Genomic DNA, 2,028 nt, shown 5'->3' on the forward strand with positions numbered 1-2,028 from the left:
GTTCGCGGACGGCTCGGTGGAGCTGACGGGAGGGCAGCGGGAGACGGTGCACCGGCTGGCCGCCGAGGTGGCGTGGGCGTCGGTGGCGAACACGCGTGCGGGTTTCCCGCCGCCCCGGGTGGTGGTCGTCGGCCACGCCAACGGGATGCGCGGCGGCCTTCCCCACTTCGGTGAGGCGCTGCGGCGGGGGCAGGCGCGCGCGGACGGGGTGGCGGAGGTGTTCCGCTCGGCGCTCGGGGTCCATCTGGCGCGGCTCCAGGCCGACGGGGAGACCGTCACGCTCCTGGCGGACATCGAGGTCACCACCCGTTCCGAGGGCAACGCACCGCCCCCCGGGGCACCCTCGGACCCGGACTCGGGGGCCGCGCGCCGGCAGGCGTTCGTCGTGGTCGAGCTGCCCCGGCCGGGGGGCGGTGACGCGCGGTGAGCGCGCCCGTTCCGCGCCACGACACGCCCTGCCGGGGCCGGTTCGGGCGGTGCGTGGCCGGGCAGAATGCCGCAGCGCACATGACCTTCACGGCCACAAGGTCGATACTGAGGTGCAAGGCTCCGACCACCTATCTGGTCCCACCCGGCCTGAGCAGGGAGAACGCCGGTCAGGGACCACCTGCTGAGCTTTCTGGGAGACGGGCATGAAGATGTTGATCAACGTGCCGGAGACCGTCGTGGCGGACGCGCTGCGCGGGATGGCCGCCGCGCATCCGGATCTGACGGTGGACGTGGAGAACCGGGTGATCGTCCGCCGGGACGCCCCGGTGCACGGGCAGGTCGCCCTGGTCTCCGGTGGCGGGTCGGGGCACGAGCCGCTGCACGGCGGGTTCGTCGGTCCCGGCATGCTCTCCGCCGCCTGTCCGGGTGAGGTGTTCACCTCGCCGGTGCCGGACCAGATGGTGCGCGCGGCGGCCGCCGTGGACAGCGGCGCCGGGGTGCTGTTCGTGGTGAAGAACTACACGGGTGACGTGCTCAACTTCGACATGGCGGCGGAGCTGGCCGAGGACGAGGGCATACAGGTCGCCAAGGTGCTGGTGAACGATGATGTGGCGGTCACCGACAGCCTCTTCACGGCCGGCCGGCGCGGCACCGGCGCGACGCTGTTCGTGGAGAAGATCGCGGGCGCCGCCGCGGCCGAGGGCCGGCCGCTGGAGCAGGTGGAGGCGATGGCCCGCCGGGTCAACGAGAACTCCCGCAGCTTCGGCGTGGCGCTGAGCGCCGTCACCACCCCGGCGAAGGGCAGCCCCACCTTCGATCTCCCCGACGGGGAGCTGGAGTTGGGCATCGGCATCCATGGCGAGCCGGGCCGGGAGCGGCGGCCGATGATGACGTCCGGGGAGATAGCGGACTTCGCGGTGCACGCGATCCTGGAGGACATGCCCCCGCACAATCCGGTGCTCCTGCTGGTCAACGGCATGGGCGCCACTCCGCTGCTGGAACTGTACGGCTTCAACGCCGAGGTGCAGCGGGTGCTGGCCGAGCGCGGGGTCGCCGTGGTCCGCACCCTGGTCGGCAACTACGTCACCTCCCTGGACATGGCGGGCGCCTCGGTGACGCTGTGCCAGGTCGACGAGGAGATGCTCGGGTTGTGGGACGCGCCGGTGCGCACCCCGGCATTGCGCTGGGGGATGTGATACGGCGGTACACGTCTCAACGCCCTTACTATGCTTGGAGGTCCAGTGCTCGACGCCGACTTCTTCCGCCGTTGGATGACGGCGACCGCCGCGTCCGTCGACCGCGAGGCGGAACGGCTCACCGCCCTCGACGCGGCCATCGGGGACGCCGATCACGGCAGCAACATGCGGCGCGGGTTCACGGCCGTGCAGGCGGAGCTGGACAAGGAGACGCCGGGCACCCCGGGCGCCGTGCTGATGCTCGCCGGGCGCCTGCTGATCTCGACGGTCGGCGGCGCCTCGGGGCCGCTGTACGGCACGTTGCTGCGCCGCACCGGCAAGGCGCTCGGGGAGGACCCGGAGGTCACCGAGGAGCAGTTGGCCGAGGCGCTGAGGGCGGGGGTGTAGGGGGCGATGAAGCTCG

At 72.5% G+C, this 2,028-nt stretch carries 2 protein-coding genes and 1 pseudogene; all 3 read left to right on the plus strand.

What is annotated here, in order from left to right; all coding sequences use genetic code 11:
- Positions 1 to 427 (plus strand): hypothetical protein (locus tag CCN72_RS39185; protein WP_158101420.1); only part of this gene is annotated, 427 nt, incomplete at its 5' end.
- Between the two features lie 205 nt (positions 428 to 632).
- Positions 633 to 1,625 carry a dihydroxyacetone kinase subunit DhaK gene (gene dhaK, locus CCN72_RS27200; protein ID WP_037655763.1) on the plus strand — a complete coding sequence of 331 codons (993 nt, stop codon included), beginning with the start codon at positions 633 to 635 and terminating at the stop codon, positions 1,623 to 1,625.
- Between the two features lie 45 nt (positions 1,626 to 1,670).
- Positions 1,671 to 2,009, plus strand: a pseudogene (locus CCN72_RS27205) (DAK2 domain-containing protein); the annotation flags it as partial.
- Positions 2,010 to 2,028 lie beyond the last annotated feature (19 nt).

The organism is Streptomyces murinus, from assembly GCF_002154555.1.
In the GTDB taxonomy this organism is placed as follows: domain Bacteria; phylum Actinomycetota; class Actinomycetes; order Streptomycetales; family Streptomycetaceae; genus Streptomyces; species Streptomyces murinus.